Annotated in this window: 19 protein-coding genes and 1 tRNA gene; 12 read left to right on the forward strand and 8 right to left on the reverse strand. The window is 30.1% G+C overall.

Translation table 11 applies throughout. The annotated features are described in order from the left end of the window. The first annotated feature begins 33 nt into the window (after positions 1-33). A complete protein-coding gene (locus MED152_RS06315) occupies positions 34-582 on the forward strand; it encodes a hypothetical protein (RefSeq protein ID WP_015481026.1) in 549 nt (182 codons plus the stop codon). 4 nt (positions 583-586) lie between these two features. Next, the gene (locus tag MED152_RS06320) at positions 587-910 is read left to right on the forward strand and encodes a hypothetical protein (RefSeq protein ID WP_015481027.1); all 324 of its coding nucleotides are present in this window, start codon (positions 587-589) and stop codon (positions 908-910) included. Here MED152_RS06320 and MED152_RS06325 read toward each other — a convergent pair. Both MED152_RS06325 and MED152_RS06330 read right to left on the reverse strand, forming a co-directional pair. Continuing rightward, positions 907-1,887 (reverse strand): NADPH:quinone oxidoreductase family protein, encoded by a 981-nt coding sequence (locus tag MED152_RS06325; protein WP_015481028.1) that lies wholly within the window; start codon positions 1,885-1,887, stop codon positions 907-909. The two genes, MED152_RS06320 and MED152_RS06325, sit on opposite strands and share 4 nt — an antisense overlap. 74 nt (positions 1,888-1,961) lie before the next feature. After that, positions 1,962-2,043 (reverse strand) — tRNA-Leu (locus MED152_RS06330). A 91-nt stretch (positions 2,044-2,134) separates the two neighbouring features. Here MED152_RS06330 and MED152_RS06335 point away from each other — a divergent pair. Then, positions 2,135-3,520: a dipeptidase gene (locus MED152_RS06335; RefSeq protein WP_015481029.1), complete on the forward strand. Its 1,386-nt coding sequence runs from the start codon at positions 2,135-2,137 to the stop codon at positions 3,518-3,520. Between the two features lie 36 nt (positions 3,521-3,556). Continuing rightward, the gene (locus MED152_RS06340; protein ID WP_015481030.1) at positions 3,557-4,750 is read left to right on the forward strand and encodes an OmpA family protein; all 1,194 of its coding nucleotides are present in this window, start codon (positions 3,557-3,559) and stop codon (positions 4,748-4,750) included. Positions 4,751-4,799: 49 nt separating this feature from the next. Here MED152_RS06340 and MED152_RS06345 read toward each other — a convergent pair whose 3' ends face one another. Genes MED152_RS06345 through MED152_RS06355 form a run of 3 tightly spaced genes read right to left on the reverse strand, consistent with a single transcriptional unit; the run spans position 4,800 to position 6,658 of the window. After that, positions 4,800-5,456, reverse strand: a complete 657-nt coding sequence (locus MED152_RS06345) for a DUF2490 domain-containing protein (RefSeq protein WP_015481031.1) — start codon at positions 5,454-5,456, stop codon at positions 4,800-4,802. Continuing rightward, the gene (locus tag MED152_RS06350) at positions 5,456-6,025 is read right to left on the reverse strand and encodes a hypothetical protein (RefSeq protein WP_015481032.1); all 570 of its coding nucleotides are present in this window, start codon (positions 6,023-6,025) and stop codon (positions 5,456-5,458) included. Before MED152_RS06350 ends, MED152_RS06345 begins: the two co-directional genes overlap by 1 nt. 3 nt (positions 6,026-6,028) lie before the next feature. Beyond that, complete coding sequence (locus MED152_RS06355; RefSeq protein ID WP_015481033.1) at positions 6,029-6,658, reverse strand: peptidylprolyl isomerase; 630 nt, start codon at positions 6,656-6,658, stop codon at positions 6,029-6,031. A 115-nt stretch (positions 6,659-6,773) separates the two neighbouring features. On the opposite strand from MED152_RS06355, the gene MED152_RS06360 reads away from it, so the two are divergent. From MED152_RS06360 to MED152_RS06385, 6 genes are all read left to right on the forward strand, one after another. Then, positions 6,774-7,145 carry a BlaI/MecI/CopY family transcriptional regulator gene (locus MED152_RS06360; RefSeq protein WP_015481034.1) on the forward strand — a complete coding sequence of 124 codons (372 nt, stop codon included), beginning with the start codon at positions 6,774-6,776 and terminating at the stop codon, positions 7,143-7,145. After that, positions 7,142-9,544, forward strand: coding sequence for a M56 family metallopeptidase (locus MED152_RS13395; protein WP_015481035.1), 2,403 nt, complete (start codon positions 7,142-7,144; stop codon positions 9,542-9,544). The genes MED152_RS06360 and MED152_RS13395 overlap by 4 nt, the downstream gene beginning before the upstream one ends. Positions 9,545-9,651: 107 nt before the next feature. Next, positions 9,652-10,752, forward strand: a complete 1,101-nt coding sequence (locus MED152_RS06370; RefSeq protein WP_015481036.1) for a DUF4407 domain-containing protein — start codon at positions 9,652-9,654, stop codon at positions 10,750-10,752. Positions 10,753-11,006: 254 nt separating this feature from the next. Continuing rightward, positions 11,007-12,704 (forward strand): lysine--tRNA ligase, encoded by a 1,698-nt coding sequence (gene lysS / locus MED152_RS06375; protein WP_015481037.1) that lies wholly within the window; start codon positions 11,007-11,009, stop codon positions 12,702-12,704. Between the two features lie 123 nt (positions 12,705-12,827). Next, on the forward strand, positions 12,828-13,745 hold the full coding sequence (locus MED152_RS06380) for a glutaminase (RefSeq protein ID WP_015481038.1): 918 nt from the start codon (positions 12,828-12,830) through the stop codon (positions 13,743-13,745). Between the two features lie 140 nt (positions 13,746-13,885). Then, positions 13,886-14,737: a DUF3667 domain-containing protein gene (locus MED152_RS06385; RefSeq protein WP_015481039.1), complete on the forward strand. Its 852-nt coding sequence runs from the start codon at positions 13,886-13,888 to the stop codon at positions 14,735-14,737. An 11-nt stretch (positions 14,738-14,748) separates the two neighbouring features. On the opposite strand, the gene rsmG is transcribed toward MED152_RS06385, so the two are convergent. Continuing rightward, the gene (gene rsmG, locus MED152_RS06390; RefSeq protein ID WP_015481040.1) at positions 14,749-15,378 is read right to left on the reverse strand and encodes a 16S rRNA (guanine(527)-N(7))-methyltransferase RsmG; all 630 of its coding nucleotides are present in this window, start codon (positions 15,376-15,378) and stop codon (positions 14,749-14,751) included. A 116-nt stretch (positions 15,379-15,494) separates the two neighbouring features. On the opposite strand from rsmG, the gene MED152_RS06395 reads away from it, so the two are divergent. Together MED152_RS06395 and MED152_RS06400 are read left to right on the forward strand one after the other, a co-directional pair. After that, a complete protein-coding gene (locus MED152_RS06395; protein WP_015481041.1) occupies positions 15,495-16,589 on the forward strand; it encodes an acyl-CoA desaturase in 1,095 nt (364 codons plus the stop codon). Positions 16,590-16,603: 14 nt separating this feature from the next. After that, positions 16,604-17,791: a pyridoxal phosphate-dependent aminotransferase gene (locus MED152_RS06400; protein WP_015481042.1), complete on the forward strand. Its 1,188-nt coding sequence runs from the start codon at positions 16,604-16,606 to the stop codon at positions 17,789-17,791. Between the two features lie 58 nt (positions 17,792-17,849). Here the strand turns inward: MED152_RS06400 and MED152_RS06405 are convergent, their stop codons facing one another. Then, positions 17,850-18,062: a hypothetical protein gene (locus MED152_RS06405; protein ID WP_015481043.1), complete on the reverse strand. Its 213-nt coding sequence runs from the start codon at positions 18,060-18,062 to the stop codon at positions 17,850-17,852. 220 nt (positions 18,063-18,282) lie between these two features. After that, complete coding sequence (locus MED152_RS06410; protein WP_015481044.1) at positions 18,283-20,889, reverse strand: T9SS type A sorting domain-containing protein; 2,607 nt, start codon at positions 20,887-20,889, stop codon at positions 18,283-18,285. Positions 20,890-20,903 lie beyond the last annotated feature (14 nt).

Consider the following 20,903-nt stretch of genomic DNA (forward strand, 5'->3'; position numbering starts at 1 on the left):
ATAAATTTCAATCTTTGTATAAAGAATAGAATTATGCAAAGGATTAGTAGAAAGCAACATTTAATTTTAATAGTTATTACCATTTTAGTTATTTGTTCTTGTAACTTTATTGTGAACAAAGACGATGAACAAACCAAATCTGCTATAGAATCAAAAGAGCGAATAGCACTAGATAAAGAACAAGCAAATCTTTTAGTAACAACGAGCACAACAGCTATAGAAGTTATTGGCATTTGCAACGTTGTTGAAAATGCAGATGTAAATCAAACTAAAAAGGACGCTATAGCCAATTTAAAAGAACAGCAAAAAGAAATTTTATCAGAAATTAAAACTATTGCTCCTTCTTTAATGATTACTGTGCCCTCAAATGTTCAAGAAAGAATAGATAATTTAAATATCAATAAAGAAAAGGTAAATTTTGAATTCAATAGAATAGATACCAAAGTCAAAAAACAAAAAGAATTAGTTACCAAACTAAATAACAAATCTAAAAATGACAAGGTATTAGACTTAACTGAAGAGATTTTGCCAATTATAGATAATAACATTCAAATGATAGATCAAATTGCATCTTTAGACTAAAATCATGAAATACATAACCACATTTATTGGCTCTTTACTATTGTTTATTACTACTTCAAACCATTTAGAAACTTCTAAAATTAAAAGTACTAATACAATCAAGTATGCCATTTTTGATGGTAATGAAGGTGACTTGTATTTTTTTACAGATATTGATGAAAAAGCGGTTACAATAAAAGATAAGGATACACTATTATTCAAACACTTTGATCACCAAGCCAATTATTATGTAGGCAAGAAATTTAAGTTTATTGTTAAAAGCAATGAACTTATTAATAATGTTTGCGAATCTAATTCAGTTACAGAAATTGAATTAAGTAGTAATTAAATTGTCATATTTATAACAATTTTTCCCTTAGTTTCTCTGTTCATCATTGCTTCCAAAGCTTTTGGAGCGTTCTCTAAAGAATAAACCTTATCTATATGTGGTTTTAATTTACCTTGAGCAAACCATTGTAGTAATTCACGAATATTTTCTAAGCTCTTTTTTGGTTCTTTTTGAGCAAAAGCACCCCAAAAAACACCTACGATACTAGCCCCTTTTAACAACGTTAAATTAATCGGAATTTTAGGAATTTCGCCATTTGCAAAACCAATGACCAAATGTCTACCTTTCCAAGCAATAGCTCTTAGAGCTTGTTCAGAAAAATTACCTCCAACAGGATCATAGATTACATCTACACCCTTACCTTTTGTTAATTCATTTACGCGCTCTTTTAAATTTTCTTTATTATAATTAATAATTTCATCTGCACCAAAATCTTTACATAAAGCGAGTTTTTCATCCGAACTTGCAGCTGCAATTACTTTGGCTCCCATTAATTTTGCCAACTCTAAAGCAGTTAAGCCTACTCCACCAGAAGCTCCTAAAATAAGTACTGTTTCATCTTTCTGTAAGTCTGCTCTATCTTTTAATGCATGATAAGAAGTACCGTAAGCTAATAAAAATGCAGAAGCATTAACCATAGACATCCCCTTAGGTTTAGCAAAACAATCTTTAGCTTTTACAACCGCTTTTTCTGCAAAACCGCCAAAAGGAATAAATCCAACAACTTCATCACCTTTTTTTAAATGCTTTACACTATTACCTACTTCTGCTACTACTCCTGCAATATCACTTCCAGGCGAAAATGGAAAATCTGGTCTAAACTGATATTTTCCTTGTATAATTAACGTATCAGGAAAATTAACGCTACACGCTTTTACCTCTACTAAAACTTCATCTTCTTTAGACTGAGGGTTTTCTTTTTCAATAAATTTAAGAGTATTTGGTAATCCGAATTTGGTACAAACTATCGCTTTCATATTGCTATTTTGCAACAAGATAATCCAAAACATTCAGAAATAAAAAAGCTTCTCACAAAGAGAAGCTTTTAAAGTACGAGCGGAGAGACTCGAACTCTCACACCTTTCGGCACTAGATCCTAAGTCTAGCGTGTCTACCAATTCCACCACGCTCGCATTTTGGTTTGCAAAGATAAACAAAGAACAGAAACTACAAAGCGTTCATTATAATTTTTCTATTTTTGAATAAGAATTATAAAAAAGTTACATGAATAGCGTAAATACATATATACAAGAGAACAAACAGCGATTTTTAGATGAACTTATTGCACTTTTAAAAATTCCATCAATTAGTGCAGATAAAGCCTACGAAAAACAAGTTTTACTCACTGCCGATTTTGTTATGGATAGCTTAAAAAAAGCAGGATGTGATAAAGTTGAATCTTGTGAAACGCCTGGTTATCCCATAATTTATGGTGAGAAAATAATAGATGATAAATTACCAACTGTGTTGGTCTATGGTCATTATGATGTGCAACCAGCAGACCCTATAGCTTTATGGCATTCACCACCTTTTGAACCGGTTATTAAGAAAACCGAAATTCATCCTGAAGGTGCAATTTTTGCACGTGGTTCTTGTGATGATAAAGGGCAAATGTATATGCATGTAAAAGCTTTAGAATACATGACAAATACTGGTAACTTACCTTGTAACGTTAAATTTATGATTGAAGGTGAAGAAGAGGTTGGTTCAGAAAGTTTGTCTTGGTTTGTACCTAGAAATGTAGAAAAATTAAAAAACGATGTAATCTTAATTTCAGATACTGGTATGATTGCAAATGATATACCATCTATCACTACAGGTCTGCGTGGTTTGAGTTATGTAGAAGTGGAAGTTACTGGCCCAAACAGAGATTTACATTCTGGTTTATATGGTGGTGCAGTTGCAAATCCTATAAATATTTTAACAAAAATGATTGCTTCATTGCATGATGACAACAATCACATTACAATTCCTGGATTTTACGATAAAGTAGAAGATTTATCGCAAGAAGAAAGAGCAGAAATGGCGAAAGCTCCTTTTAATTTAGAGGAATATAAAGATGCAATTAAAATAGGTGATGTTTATGGTGAAGAAGGATATTCTACAAACGAACGTAATTCAATAAGACCTACTTTAGACGTTAACGGAATTTGGGGTGGTTACACAGGTGAAGGCGCAAAAACAGTAATTGCTTCTAAAGCTTATGCTAAAATTTCAATGCGATTAGTGCCAAATCAAGATTGGAAAGAAATTACAGAATTATTCGTGAAACACTTTGAAAGTATAGCTCCAAAAGCAGTTTCTGTAAAAGTTACACCACATCATGGAGGTCAAGGTTACGTAACTCCTATTAACAATATTGCCTATCAAGCAGCAAGTAAAGCTTATCAAACTACATTTGGCAAAACACCTATCCCACAAAGAAGTGGAGGTAGCATACCAATTGTAGCGTTGTTTGAAGAGTATTTAAAAAGTAAAACCATTTTAATGGGGTTTGGTCTTAATTCAGATGCAATACACTCTCCAAATGAACATTTTGGCGTTTGGAATTATTTAAAAGGAATTGAAACTATTCCTTACTTTTATAAGTATTTTACTGAGTTGAGTTAAAAAATATTACTAATTTTACATTGTAAATTAAGAAACATGAAGAAAACAATTACACAAATTTTATCTATAACATTATTATTGAGTTGCGTTTTTACGTTAAGTGCACAAAACTCTAAAGATAAATACGATCATTGGGCCATAGATTTAGGTGCTGGTATACATACAGTTGGTGCTAGTTTAAGCCCTGGTTACAACCCATCTTTATTTGGACAAGGAAGTTTAGGTATTAGATACATGCTTAACAATCGTTTTGGTTTACGTTTAGATTTAGGATATAGCAGTTTTCAAGATGAAGCAGCCTTACCATTTAAATCTAATTACTACAGAGCTTCTTTAGAAGGAGTAGTAAATATGGGTGATGTTTTAAAATTTCATACCTGGACAAATCGTTTTAACTTAATGATGCATGGTGGTGTTGGTGCAGCTTCTTTAAATATTACTGAACCTACAGATAATGGAGGTGACCCTATGATGGCTTTGAACTTTGGAATTACTCCTCAATTTAGAATCAATAATAGAATGTCTTTATTTTTAGATTTTTCTTCTTTAATTCACTTTTATCAAGATGACAATTTTGATGGTGGGCCAAATTTAAGTCCAAGAGAATCTAACATTAGTTTGTTTAATACTTCTTTAGGTTTAAGTTTTGCATTGGGCAAAAACAAGCAATTAGCAGATTCTTACTTTATGGAAGAAGTAGTTGTAAATGATGAATTAGAAGAAATTAAAAATAGACTAGCTGCTGCAGAGAAAGAAATAGAAGTTCTAAAGAACAAAGAATTAGCAGCTACACCTAACCAAGAATTAATTATGACTGAGTTAGATGAAAGGTATGTTAGAAAAGATGAAGCAGATAAATACGCAAATGTAGTTACTGGTTCTAACGTTGATTTCATTAGACAATTATTAAACAGTGGTTACATCAACGTTTATTTTGATGTTAACAAAACTAGAATTCAAGATGGTTCTTTAAATTCTGTAAATTACTTAAAGCAATTCTTAATCGATAATCCTACAGTTAATGCAGAATTAATTGGTTATGCAGATGAAACTGGTTCTGAAGAAAGAAATAAAACATTATCTCAAAATAGAGCTAAAAGAGTATTTGATGTTTTAGTTGCAGCAGGAATTAGCCCAGCTAGATTATCATATTATGGAGGAGGAGAAGATAAATCTGTAACAGAAGATGCAAGACAATTTGCAAGAAAAGTTACTTTTAAGCTTAAATAAAAATCCTAAACAGTATTAAAAAAGCAGCTACAAATTTGTAGCTGCTTTTTTAGTTTATAGAAATATACCAAGTTGCTCTAAACCAAAGATCATTTTCTCCACAATCATTTATAAAATTACTCAACCTATAATCTAGGCCAACTTCTAGCTTATTTTTCCTGGTCATTTGATATCCTAAATATGGTGTTAATCGTATTTCAAGATCTGTAAAATCATACAAATATTCATTCGCTATTTTTACGTAAAATTCTTTCACATCTAATATTTCTCCATTTAATGCCTTTTGAAAACCTATTCTATATCTCGTTCTAAATTCAGGGCTAAATCCTTCTTGATAAAACTGCTCAAAAGCAAATCTATGTGCTAACTTGTAGGTAAGTTGTTGCTGAATAATATTATAATGCTGAAAAGTTCTGTGTATTGTTTCTGAATTTCTCAAACGAAGTAGATACCCGAAATTAAAAGACTGGTTTAAACCTGTTTTGATTGATAAAATACTTGACATATCAACCAAATTATAGCTGATATTTTCATATTCTTCATCAATTACGAATCGTGATTCGATGGTATTGATGGACTTTGTTTTATCTGAAATATCTGCAGACAATACAATCTTTGGCAACAAACCACTATTAAGCGTGTTCTGTGAAAAAGCTGAAAGAGAAACTAAAAAGCAAATTATAAAATAACGATTCTTAAAAGGCATTAAAACTCTAGGTTAATTGAATTTATAGCTTTGAATTCTAGCATTTTTAAAACATCACCTTTCACATTTAGTAAAATCTCATAAAGCTTATAATTGTTCTCTATTTTGCCTTTTACCACAATCTCGTAAGAAGTTTTCAAATCTTGATTATTGTCTTCTAATTTTAAAAAATTAATCAATTGTTGCTCAGAACCTTTATATTGAATCTGTATTTTTTTAAACTTAAATTTCTTGAATTTCTCAGAAAGTTTATCATTTATATTTTGCTGAACTAAAGCTGGTAATTCTTTAAATTTTACCTTTTTTTCAACATCTAAAATATCACCTTTACTAGAAAATTCTAGACTATATAAGTGTTTTAAATAACATGTTTTAGCTTCATAGGTTTTACCCTCATTACTCTCTTCAACATACCATTTTATTTTCTTTTTAAAATGAAGAGCATCTATAAAACTCAAAGATTTTTGTGGTATAAGCGTTTTATTGACTCTATACTCTTTTTCAAACTTTTCTTGTGAGAAACTTTGCAGTGTAATTAAAAGCAATAAGCTTATAATGAAGGTTTTCATTCGCTATTTTTTTAAAATATATGCTTTCTTAATATAATCTACTTTCGGATATTTTTCTCTCAAAAATTTGTTCCCAAATTTTGCAACAGAATCTTGTTTATAGCCTAACTTATCTCCATAACCACCATAAAATTTTAAAACATTTTCTTGGCCATCAATCACTTTAGCAATTACAGGAAAACCGGTAACTCCAGAATATGCCAATTTATCTAACCTATAGTTATTTTTTAAATTGATAAATATCTGATTCGATCTTGTTTCTACTCCACCTCTAGCAAAAGCGATGGTCATAGAATCATTTTTTTGCAAGACAGGTTCATCCTTTATGCCTCTTTCACCCCATGCATTATTAATTAAAGTATCATTATGAATACCAAATTGAGCTACAAATTTTGGCACTACTCTAAAAATGGAAACATCTTCATAATAATTATTAGTAATTAGTTGATATAATCGATCTACACCAGCTGGAGACCATTCTCTAACAGCTTCAATATCAAAATTACCTTGGGTAGTTTCAAAACGAGCTTTAAAAGTTGCAGGTGCTTCTTTCTCTAACCATTTTTCTTTAAATTTTTTAGATGCACATGAAGCAAACAGCAGTACACTAAGTATAAATAAGACCTTTTTCATAATTAAGTTTTATAGTTTTTACTACAAATTTAGTGAAATAATAAAGAATCTTTAACTCTACATTTGTAGAATTCATTTTTTTATTCTATGTTTGTAGAGCAAAAAACAATTTACAATGCAACTATCTAAGACAGAAGAGCAATTAATGCAATATTTATGGAAACGTAAAAAGGCGTTCTTAAAAGAACTATTAGAAGATTTTCCTGAACCTAAACCAGCTACAACTACTGTAGCTACTCTTTTAAAAAGAATTTCAGATAAAGGATTTATTAGCTACAAATTATTTGGTAAGTCTAGACAGTATTACCCAATTATAAAAAAGACCGATTATTTTTCAAATCATGTAAATGGATTGATTAAAAACTTCTTTAATGATTCTGCTAGTCAGTTTGCTTCTTTCTTTACGAAAGAAACCAATTTATCTACAGATGAGTTAGAGGAATTAAAAAAAGTAATTGATAATCAAATTAAAAAGCAACAGCAATGATAATTTATCTTCTAAAATCGGCAACTTGCTTAGCTTTATTATTAGGTTTTTATCACCTAATTTTAGAGAAAGAGAAGATGCATAATTTTAACCGATTTTTTCTGTTAGGTAGTATTTTATTTTCTTTTTTAGCTCCTCTATACACAATTTATACAGAGGCTAAGCCAATTCTTGAAGACGAGTCGCCTATACTTTTAGATTCCATTCAAAACACTATAGATTTTGCACCAATAGAAATTGTTGCAGAAGAACCAATAAACTATACCAACTACAATTTAATTTGCTATTTATTTATTTCATTGATTCTGCTAGTTCGTTTTGCAAGAAATTTATTTAAAATAATTTCAAAAATACATACCTATAAAAAAATAAAATATGGCAATGCAGTTTTGGTTTTGGTGAATGATGATATACTACCACACACATTTTGGAACTACATTTTCATCAACAAAAAACAGTATGAACATAATGAAATTGAAGACGAATTGTTTACACATGAGTTAACACATGCAACTCAAAAACACACTGCAGATGTATTGATTTTAGAGCTTTTTCAAATTGCATTTTGGATTAACCCATTATTCATTTTCCTTAAAAAAGCAATTCAAATAAATCATGAGTTCTTAGCAGATGAAAGTGTAATTACTCAGCATAAAAATACATTTCAATACCAGCACTTATTATTGAATAAAGCTGCTTGGAAAAACGAATATTACTTGGCCAGTAATTTAAATTACTTAGTAACTAAAAAAAGATTAAAAATGATGACAACCACAAGTTCCCCAACAAAAATCTTACTAAAAAAATTAGCTATTGCACCACTTTTAGTAGCATTTACTTTTCTTTTTGCTCAAAGAGTAGAAGCTCAAGAAAAAATTATTGAAGTAAAACAATATATAGATTCCCCAGTTAATAATATACCAATCGAAAATGTAAGTTCAGAAGATATTAGAATAAAAATAAAAGATATAAATAAATTAAAAATTTCTTATTTAGATAAAGACACTATTATTGAAAAATACAAGGTACTAATTGAAAAAGCTAAAAATTCTGAAATAATAAAACAAAAAGATGTTATTTGGATGACTACAGCATACAGAAATATGTCTGACGAAGAAAGAAATTCCGTAGAAAATATATTTCATTATATAGTAGCTGACGCTTCTTTGAGTAAAAGAAAAGTTAGTGAAAATCAATTAAAAAAATGGCAAAACAAAAGTGAATATGCTATTTGGATTGATGGAAAATCTAAAGAAAATTCAATTTTGAAAAAATATAAAGAATCAGATTTTAGCTATTATTCAGAAAGTTTTGTCCACAAAAATGCTCGAAGTAAAAATTTCCCTCAAAACTACCAAGTTTCTATTTACACTAATAAATACTTTAAAGAATTAGTAAATAAAAATACAAAAATTAAAGAGCTAATTAAACCCAAATCTCAAGAAGTAAAGGACGTTTTACAAGAACCTAAAAAGAAGAAATATAATGTACCCAGCAGTAATGGATCTAAACAAAGCTTACTAAATAATTTAAAACTAATTAATAAAGTTCAAAAAGACCCAAAATTTAATAAAGGTTGGTTCATTACAATTGATAATCAAAAATATTACTACACGTTTGATAAAAACGAAAGAATTGCCAGATATTATAAAAACGGAAAATTTGTAAACCTTGATATTGTAAAAGAATATAAAAAGAAACAGCTAATTTTTAAAAAATTACAAGCTTCTGGCAAACATTATGTTTTTAAAAAAGGCAAAGAAAAAGAAACCATTGATAGAGAATTTTCCGATTTAGGTGGTATGTATTTTAGAATGTCTAGAGCAGATAAAAACAAAGTTTCTAGACCTATAAACCCATTAAGACCATACATCAGATTAATGAAGAACGATGTTGTTTTTTATAAATTAAGAAAAGATTTAACTGCAGAAGACAAATTATTATTACCACCTCCACCACCTCCACATAATGCCTCTGATGAAGAAAAGCTAAGAGCTAAAATGGAACGTGAAGCTTGGAAAAAAAGAACGGGTAATACGTTAAATCAAATACCTCCTGCTCCTAAAAAAGCAAAGAAAAAACGTAAGCAAAAAGTTGACCAAAATAATGTTGCTAAATCTTTAAAGGTAAAAGATACTATTCCAAAAAAGAAAAAGGAAACAAAAATTACACTAAAAAATATAGATACTTTAGAGGAAAAATCATTCATCCTAGCTCTGCAAAATTTAACAGAGGAGGAAAAGAAAAAAAACAGAGAAAAAGTTACTTACTATTTAAATGGTAAGGTCATCAACCAAAAAGATATTAATAAGATAAAACCTAACACCATAAAAAGTACTAGTGTAAATAGAGAAAAAGATGGTTCTAAATCGGTTAAAATTGTTACAAAGACAATTTAACTACTAAATCAAAACAATATTTATGTAAAAAAGCCTCGAAAAATCGAGGCTTTTTTATGTAACAAATTCAATTTTAAAACGTTGTATTTATACTAAAATACAATATCGTGCTTAAAAAATTCTTTCTTACCTGTTCTGGAGTTGATAAAAATTTGATTAACGAATGTTCTAATGGAGAACAAAATAAATATGCAGGTATTGGTGCTACCGTTTTTTTTACTGCAATAATGGCAACCATTGCTGGCTCTTATGCTTTGTATACGGTTTTTGACAACATATATACATCAATTTTCTTTGGCTTAATTTGGGGTTTTCTAATTTTTAATCTAGATAGATTTATAGTATCTACCATCAAAAAATCAGATTCTAAATGGAAAGAGGTTGCACAAGCAGCTCCTAGAATTGTGTTGGCGCTTATTATTGCTGTTGTAATTTCTAAACCTCTAGAATTAAAATTATTTGAAAAAGAAATCAATCAGGTTTTGCTCACAGAGAAAAATCAAATGACTTTAGATAACAAAACACAAATTGCCCAACAATTCACACCAGAAATAAATGCCATTAATACTGAAATAACAGCGTTAAAAACGGAAATTAGTACCAAAGAAAACGAAACCAACGCATTATACAACACTTATATTTCTGAAGCAGAAGGCACTGCAGGAACCAAAAAATTAGGTAAAGGGCCTGTTTACGAAGAAAAACGAGCAAAGCATGATGCTTCATTATTGGGTTTAAATCAACTTAAAAAAACCAATCAAGAAAAAATTAAATTAAAAGAAAGTAAAATTGCTGCATTGCTAGAAAATCAAAAATTAGCTGAAGCTAATTCACAACCTATTATTTCTAATTTTGATGGATTAATGGCTAGAATTAATGCGCTAGGTGAACTTCCATTTTTTACATCATTCTTTATTTTTCTACTTTTTTTAGCCATAGAAACTTCGCCAATTATTGCAAAATTGCTAGCTCCAAAAGGTGAATATGATTTTAAACTAGAAGAAAAATTATCTGCTGTTAAAACTTGGGCAACTCAACAAATGCAACAAAGAGAACAAATGTTGAATGCAGACATCTCTATAGACAATAAAGTGTATAAAGATATTACAGAAGATAATGAGTTGTATGACTACAAACAAAAAATGGCAAGAGAACTCATGAAACTTCAGGCAGATTCGTTTTATAAAAAACAGCAAAAAATGTTGTAAAACAAAAAGCTATAAAACAAAAAAAGCGTCCCACTTAAGGGAAGCTTTCCATTGGTTAACAAAACCAAGACACTTTTACGAAAGTGCCAAAACAACACAACTTTATCACTCTAACAAAAAGTGATGAGCAAATATAGTTAGATTTTAGAAATCATAAAATAAATATCCTTTTTTTTACTATTTTCTGAATGCTGTATTAATTGATAGATTGTATCTTTGCACCCATTATTAAACACTAGAAATTTACAAAGCAAATGCAATTATCAGAACAAGAAGTTGTACGTAGAGAAAAGCTCGCAAAATTAAGAGAAATGGGTATAAATCCTTACCCAGCAGATTTATTTCCAATAGATTCTAATTCTAAAGAAATAAAAAGTGATTTTGCAGAAGACAAAAAAGTTGTTATTGCTGGTAGATTAATGTCTAGAAGAATACAAGGTAAAGCATCTTTTGCTGAGCTTCAAGATGGAGAAGGTAGAATACAAGTATATTTTAATCGTGATGAAATCTGTACAGGTGAAGACAAAACTTTATATAATGATGTTTATAAAAAATTACTAGATATTGGTGATTTTATTGGTATAGAAGGTACTTTGTTTACCACAAAAGTGGGTGAAAAAACAGTTATGGTTAAAGATTTCAAATTGTTATCTAAAGCCTTAAAGCCATTGCCATTACCAAAAGTTGATGCAGAAGGTAATACTTATGACGCATTTAACGATCCTGAAATGCGTTACAGACAACGTTATGCAGATTTAGTGGTGAACCCGAATGTAAAAGAGGTATTTATTAAAAGAACTAAATTGTTTAATGCAATGCGATCATTTTTTAATGACGCTGGTTATTTTGAAGTAGAAACACCTGTTTTACAACCAATTCCTGGTGGTGCAGCTGCAAGACCTTTTATTACCCATCACAATTCGCTAGACATTCCATTATACATGAGAATTGCGAATGAATTATACCTAAAACGTATAATTGTAGGTGGATTTGATGGTGTTTATGAGTTTTCTAAAAACTTCAGAAATGAGGGTATGGACAGAACTCACAATCCTGAATTTACAGCCATGGAAATCTATGTTTCTTACAAAGATTACAATTGGATGATGGATTTCTGTGAGCAATTATTAGAGCATTGTGCAATTGCAGTTAATGGAACATCAAAAGCAACTTTTGGTGAGCATAATATCGATTTTAAAGCACCTTATGCTAGAGTAACTATGGCAGACTCTATCAAACATTTTACTGGTTTTGATATTACTGGTAAAACAGAAGATGAAATTAGAGAGGCTGCTAAAGGCATGAATATTGAGGTTGATGAAACCATGGGTAAAGGAAAATTGATTGATGAAATTTTTGGTGAAAAATGTGAAGGAAACTACATTCAGCCAACCTTCATTACAGATTATCCAAAAGAAATGTCTCCACTTTGTAAAGAACACAGAGATAACCCAGAATTAACAGAACGTTTTGAGTTAATGGTTTGTGGTAAAGAAATAGCGAATGCATATTCTGAGTTGAATGACCCTATTGACCAACGTGAGCGTTTTGAGCATCAATTAAAATTGGCTGCTAAAGGAGATGATGAAGCAACAGAGTTTATAGACCATGACTTTTTACGAGCGTTAGAATATGGTATGCCACCAACTTCTGGAATGGGAATTGGAATGGACAGATTAATTATGTTTTTAACGAACAACCAATCTATACAAGAAGTGTTATTTTTCCCTCAGATGAGACCAGAAAAGAAAGCACCTTCTGTAGAATTGAATGATGAAGAAAAAGCTGTTTTAGCCATAATTACCAAAGCTGAAAAAATTGAGCTAGTTACTTTAAAAACCCAGTCTGGTTTATCTAATAAAAAATGGGATAAAACCATTAAAGGCTTAACTAAAAAAGAAGTTGCAAAAGTTTCAAAAACAGATGAAGGCTTATTTGTTGAGGCTTTATAATTTGTATAAAATTATATATTAAAAGAAAAGGAACTGTTTATAAACTGTTCCTTTTTTTTATGCCCTAGATATAATTGCTTATTCAAAATAATTCCGATAATTTTGAGAAAAACTAAATTGTAAATGAAGAACTGCCAAAATATTATTGAGCGAATTTATTCAGATTTAAAGGATATACAAGATGATGGTAAAGTAGCAAATTACATCCCTGAACTAGGTAATATTTCTCCAAACTATTTTGGTGCACACATTACAACAGCAAATAAAGAAGGCTTTGGTATTGGAGATTTTAATAAGAAATTTTCCATTCAAAGTATCTCTAAAATATTGTCTTTAACCTTAGCTTATCATTTAGAAGGGGAAAATCTTTGGAAAAGAGTTGATGTAGAACCATCAGGTAATGCCTTTAATTCTCTACAGCAATTAGATGATGATTGTGGAATACCCAGAAATCCATTTATTAATGCAGGAGCCATTGTTATTTGCGATGTTTTGGTTAGCCATTTAGAAAGCCCTAAAGAAGATTTTTTAAAATTCTGTAGAGAAATAGCTAACAATCAAACTTTAGAGTACTGCAAAAAAGTAGCAGCTTCAGAAAGAGAAACTGGATATCGAAATTTTGCTTTATGCAACTTTATAAAATCATTTGGCAATATCAAAAATGATGTAGAAGCAGTTTTAGATTTCTATTTTCACATCTGTGCTCTAGAAATGAGTTGCAAAGAGCTTTCAGAAATTTTTCTTTATCTAACAGAAGACGTAAAAATTAAATATAAAGACAAAGAAATCTTAACCAAAAACGAAGCAAAAAGAATAAATGCAATTATGCTTACTTGTGGTTTTTATGATGAAGCAGGTGAATTTGCTTTTAGAGTTGGCCTGCCAGGTAAAAGTGGTGTTGGTGGTGGTATTATAGCTGTACAACCTAATGAGTATTGTATTGCAGTTTGGAGCCCAAAACTGAATAAAAAAGGCAATTCTTTTAAAGGAATGCTATTTCTAGAAGAGTTTACAACAGCTACAAAATCATCAATTTTTTAAATTGATAGAAAAAAACAACCTGTTAGATTTTATTTCCAGAAAATTAATTTTGCTCAGAATTGTTTATATCATTCTAAAAACAAACAACTTAAAGCGCATCAACATTACTTTATAAAATAATTTTAACTTATTTTTACTTTATGGATTGTAAAAATTGTGGGGAAACTTTAAAAGAGAATGCAAATTTCTGCAACACTTGTGGAGGCTTAGTTGTAAAACAGAGAATACATTTTAAAAGATTGCTTGTAGAATTTTTCATCAATCTATTTGGTGTTGATAGTCGCTTCTTTTTAACCTTAAGAAAAATGGCTTTAAAGCCAGAAGAAGTGGTGTTAGAGTATTTAGATGGTGTAAGAAGACGTTATGTAAATCCGTTCGCATTTCTAGCAATTGGCGCTGGTTTATCCTTAATTATCTTTAATTATTTTGCTGATGATTTTATTGCCATACAAAACACTGTAAATCAAGATCAAATTAGTCTAATTCAGAAACAGGCAAATCAAAAAATACCTTCAAAAGAAAATGCCACAGAGAAACAAATCGAAAAAATTAAGGTAGAAAAAAAAATAGCAAAAATGCAGCTAGATTCTATGCAGAAAATATCAGAATTTATGCTTCGTTATTTTAACTTACTTACTTTCGTGTTTTTACTGATTTATTCTGTGCTGAGTAAATGGACGTTTTGGAAACCTCATTATTTTGGTGAACATGTTATAATGAACGGATATATCTATGGATTTACAACCTTCTTTACTATCATTGCTTTCTTTTTTGCAATAACTATTCATCCATCAATTTATATGGGTAGTTTTATTTTTTCCATAGTATACTATATGTATGCCATAGGTAGGATCTATAAATTATCTCCTGGAAAAAATATTCTTAAATTCTTTAGATTTTTATTAGGGCTAGTAATCCTCCTTGTTTTCTTCACTATCGTAATATTTCTAATAGGTATTGCTATTGCTGCTTTGGGTTTAATTGACCTTTAAAAATCTAATAATTACCCTTTAAACTTCATACCTAAATGCACTACTTTTTTTGTTTCAAAAAAAGGTTCATCAAAGTAATTTGGTAAATCATAGATTGTGGCAGAAGTATATTTTTGTAGCTCCTCAGTTAAATCTCCACCTTTCAAATAAAGAATTCCGTTTTTTAAATCGTGATTTTGCTTTTTAGCAATTTTACCTTTGGTCCATCTTACAAAAGTTTCCATTTGCGCTACTGCCCTACTTACAATAAAATCATAAGTATCTTCTACTTCTTCTACTCTACCATGAGTTGTAGTAACATTTTCTAAACCTAAACCTTCTGCAACTTCGTTTACTACTTTAATTTTTTTACCAATAGAATCTACCAAATGAAATTGAGTTTCTGGAAACAAAATAGCTAATGGTATACCAGGAAAACCACCACCAGTTCCAACATCCATAACTTTAGCTCCAGGTTTAAATGGCATTACTTTTGCAATACCCAAAGAGTGTAAAACGTGGCGCAAATACAATTCATCTATATCTTTTCTAGAAACCACATTTATTTTTAAATTCCAATCTTTATACAAATCTTGTAATTTAGAAAATTGTTCTTTTTGAGTTTCTGTTAAATCTGTAAAGTATTTTAGCAGTATGTCCATTTAAAAAATATTAGGGCACAAAAATAGTTATTTGGTCTTAACAATTATCAATAATAATGAACGTTTAACATAGTAATTGCATTAAAATCCATATTTTTACAATTTATTAGTAATACATGAACAACATCACATTTTCTAGGGTAAATAAAGCTAAGTTTTTTAGAACCTTAAACAAAAGAGTAAACACATATTTTAAAGAAAACAATATAAATAGAACTGGTAATTGGAAGTTATATTCTAAAGCCATTATTATGTTTTCTTTATTTTTAATTCCATTTATTTTAGTACTAACAGTTTCAATGCCTCAATGGGCCATGGTTTTACTTATGGTTTTAACGGGTGTTGGTATGGCTGGTGTTGGTATGAATGTTATGCACGATGCCAACCACGAATCTTTTTCTAAACGCAAGTGGGTGAATAAATTAATGGGTAGTAGTATTTATATTTTAGCTGGTAATGTTTATAATTGGAAGGTGCAACATAATGTTTTACACCATACATTTACCAATGTTAAAGATCATGATGAAGATATAGATGCTGGGAGAATTATCCGTTTTTCTTTGCACTCTAAATGGTTAAAAATACATAAAGTACAGAAATATTATTCGATCTTTTTATATGGTTTACTAACCATAAACTGGGCTATTACAACAGATGTAAAACAGATGCACAGGTATTTGAAAAGAAAATTATCTTATGGTAAGTTTCCTAACCCAAAAACAGAATGGACAAAATTGGTAATTTCTAAACTTGCTTATTATGCACTTTGGATTTTATTGCCAATGTTAGTTTTAAATGTTGCTTGGTGGAAAGTTCTTTTAGGATTTTTTGTAATGCACTATACTGCAGGAATGATTTTAAGCTTGGTTTTTCAATTGGCACACATTGTACCAAATACTGAAATGCCTATGCCAGATAAAAATGGAAATTTAGAACATACTTGGGCAGTCCATCAATTATACACCACAAGTAACTTTGCACCAAGTAATTGGCTTGTAAATTTTTATACTGGTGGTTTAAATCATCAAGTTGAACATCATATTTTTCCACACATTTCTCATGTGCATTATGGTAAATTAGCTAAAATTGTAAAAGAAACTGCTGCAGAGTTTAACTTGCCTTATAATGAGTATGCAACTACTAGAAAAGCACTTATTGAGCACTTTAGGCACTTAGGCGTTTTAGGACAAAAACCAGAATTAGTAGCATAACAAATTTTTTAAAAATGTCACATCCATTATCAGACAGAATTAACAGTTTACCTGTTTCTGCAACTTTAGCAATGGCAGCTAAAGCCAGAGAATTAAAAAGCCAAGGAAAAGATATTATTGGTTTAAGTTTAGGAGAGCCAGACTTTAATACACCAGATTTTATTAAAGATGCTGCAATAGAGGCAATAAACCAGAACTATAATTCTTATTCTCCTGTAGATGGCTATCTCGAACTTAAAGAAGCTATTTGCGTAAAATTTAAGAGAGATAATGGTTTAGACTATAAACCTAACCAAATTGTAGTTTCTACAGGTGCAAAACAATCTATTGCAAATGTAGCTCAAGTATTATTAAATAAAGGTGATGAAGTTTTATTACCTGCACCTTATTGGGTTAGTTATTCTGCAATTGCAACTTTAAGTGAAGCTACATTTGTAGAAATACCTTCGTCTATAGACACAGATTTTAAAATTACTCCAGCTCAGTTAGAGGCAGCAATTACGCCAAAAACTAAAATGATATTCTTTAACTCACCAAATAATCCAAGTGGTACTATTTATAGTGAGGCAGAATATAGAGCATTAGCTGCAGTTTTAGAAAAACATCCTCAGATATTTATTTTATCTGATGAAATATATGAACATGTAAATTACGATACAAAACCTTTTAGTTTTGCAGCTATAGAAAGCATGTTCGACAGAACAATAACCGTAAATGGTTTAGCAAAAGCATTTGCTATGACTGGTTGGAGAGTAGGTTACATTGGTGCTCCTGAATGGATTGCCAAAGCTTGTACAAAAATGCAGGGCCAAGTAACTTCAGGTACCAACTGTATTGCACAAAGAGCTGCAATTACTGCTGTATTGGCTCCTGTAGAAAAAATACAATACATGGTAGATGAGTTTAAAACTCGCAGAGATATTGTAATTAATTTACTTAGAGAAATTGATGGTTTTAAAGTAAATGTTCCTGAAGGTGCATTTTATGTTTTTCCAGATATTTCTGCATTTTTCGGAAAAACGATTAACGGTACTAAAATTGAAAATGCCAACGATTTTTCTTTATACATTTTAGAACATGCAAATGTAGCCACTGTAACTGGTGATGCTTTTGGAGCACCAAATTGTATAAGAATATCTTACGCAGCATCAGAATTACAAATTCGTGAAGCTATAAAAAGAATTAAAACAGCTTTAAGCTAAATAATTCTTTTACATACAATCTTTAAAAAATCTCACAATAACCATTGTGAGATTTTTTTTAAATCACAATTAATACTAACGCAATAGCAAATAAAGAAACTTGTAAAATTGTACCAGTTTGACTTTGGAATTTATTATGATGATTTTCTATAATGGTTTTCATTTTAGACAAAGTAGCTCTTTTAGTTTCAGAAATATTTTCTTTTATTTCTTGTTTGTAAGCCGAAGTTAAAATTCCTCTTTCTGGTAATGTTGATGATATGGTTTTCATGATTATTATAAATTTGATTACATACTTAAGACGAAAACACATTTGTTTTGTTACAGCACCATCTTTAAGAAAAAAACCTTAAAACCCAAAATCTTTAGGGTTTATGGTTTACGACAATTAGAAAAAAACTTTAAAATAATTTAGAAATTTGCGTAAAATAAAAAAACCATCAACAAATATGTTGATGGCTCTTTTAGCGAAAGTCGGGGATAATATAAAATTAGTTTAACACTAATTTTTTACTATTATATGTTCTATAATCGTTAGATATTTTAATAAAATACAAGCCAGAGCTTAAACCATTTCTATTAATATCTACACTATTATTACCTGTTGTTGTTTCTAAGGTTAACTTTTTAACTAGAATCCCAGCCATATTATAAATCTCTATTGCAGTCTCTGCATTTACCTCTGAATAGAATCTTATTTGAGAAACTGTTTTCATTGGATTAGGATATAATAAAGTCTCATTTTCATCAATTACTACATTTTCTGTGCTTAACGCATTCTGTGTAAATTGAATATCACTTAAATTCATTTGCTTATTCATAACCTCTACCCCATCAGAAGACATTGTGAATACAATATTTGTAGCATCTGTTAAATCGATGTTTTGATTTAAGTTAGACACAAAGTGTGCTAAAGGAACTGCAAAGTGCGTATTTTCATCTGTAAGCTTAATGGTAGTTCTAAATTGATCTTCCCATTGAGCAATACCTTCTTTTACAATTGTAATTTCTAAATCTCCTGTACCTTCTGCATTTAATTCTAACACATCAAACTCAGACAAATCAATCGATTTAAATCTTGGTGTAAATGCTCTGTAAGCTGCAACATAAGTACTTGTGTTAGCTTCTAAGGCGATATTTCTTTCAACTCTATATCCATTTCCAGAATAAACTTCATCATTTTGTGAAATATCAAAGCTCTCTATTGTTGTTCCTGTAGATGAATCATCTACTCCCCAAGGACCATCTGACATAAATAAATCATCTGGAGTTTCATTGGTATCGTTTTCAATTCTAAATCCTATATCAAATACATTACCTGTGTTAATTACTAACGGATTTAGATAATCACCACTTAATGCTATAGTTTCATTCGAGTATTGTGTTGCAGAAGTTTCTGTTCTTTTAAAACCTGCATCGTATACAAAGCTTGAACTTTTATTAGCATTAACTATTTCTAATTCTAAGCTTCCATTTCTATACTTACCTTTCTTTACAAAAACTGGTGGTGGTGTAGAATTGTTGTACGTAGAAATGTTTCTTTTTACATTAAATAATTCTAAGGCCTCTTCACCTAAGGTTACTAAATCGTCTATTTGGTTTGTCCAAATCTGGAAGTTATAATACGTTTCATTTTCTGTATACTTATCTAAATTCCAGTGACTTTCAATTTCAAAATTAGTGGTATCTGAAGATAATTTACCAGAGAAACTTAATACAAATTCTTTAGAACCGTCGTTATTTTTAATAATCGATTTAATAAATTGTTGTTCTCTAATTTCTATAGTTGATACAGAAATTAATTCTGCTCCTAAAAGACGATCACATATAAACTTGGTATGTTCATAAACACCATCTTCTGTTTTTGTAGCTAAAATTACAGCTATGGTTTTATCATCTCTAATATAATCTACAGAAAATAATTCTGTTGCATTAGTCATTTCAATTAAATCTGATGGCGATGATTCTACAGCATAAGTATCTGTTAAAACATCCATAGGGATTAAATCAATTAAATTAATGTCTGCATTTTTAGAAGCTGCTGTTTTGTACGATTTAGATTTTACTAATTTCTTAGCACTAAACTTATCGAACTTATAGTTGTTTTTACTTCTTAGGTAATTTCTTTTATTAATTAAGGTAGATAATCTATCGTTACTTTCTAAACCACCATTGTTACCAGAAGAAACTGGAGGTGTAATGACAGGGCATTCTGCAACACCTGAACAAGAAGGGTCATCACAGTCTGTTAAACCATCACCATCATCATCTATACCGTTTTTACAATCTTCTTGTGGTACTGGAGCTGTTGGACATCTTGCACCATCATTTAAACTACTTGATGGCCCAAATGCGAATAAGTTAGATTCTAAAGTAGAACCAACTTCTAAATTTTGTACATCTTGAATAACATAAACTGTACCTGTTTGATTTGCAGAAACGTAAAACCTACCTTCAACATCAAAATATACAGCACCAAAAGTATAGTTTAAACCATCTAAAACTGGCACAGTACCCAAGTTTAAAGCATCTCCTGTATCAGGATCTATTCTGTATAAATTGTTTGTTTTCTTTTCAACAGTATACAATAAACCATCTACAGCATTAAAAGCCCAGTCATGTATATTTAAGTTTGAAGAAAGTGTAAATGTAGATAGAAACTGACCATAAGTATCAGAATCTGGATTTAAATCTACTCTATATGCTGTGCTTCCTCCAGGTTTTAAATGATAAATCCCTGTAGAACTAACATCACCAACATATCTATTAGCTGTTGGTAATTCAGGTATATAAAATGTTTCTGTTTGAAAGTTTTTACCAATTTTTACAATTGATTTTGCTGGTGAACTTAATGAACCCCAAATGTAACCATCTGCGGGGTTATAACCTACAGCATTTACGCTTCCGGGAGTTACATCCTTTTTAACTAAGTAAGAACTACCTGAAGCTAAATCTATAGCATACACATCATTTGCTTGAAATAAATATGCATTGTAGTCACAATTAAAAGGTTCTTGTTGAGCGTTTACTATTAAACCCATAAATAGGAATAAAAGTGTAATTTTTAATTTGGCGGAAAATTGTAATGTTGGGTTCATGGCTTGTTATTTGC

Origin of the sequence: Polaribacter sp. MED152 (assembly GCF_000152945.2) — a bacterium.
GTDB lineage: Bacteria > Bacteroidota > Bacteroidia > Flavobacteriales > Flavobacteriaceae > Polaribacter.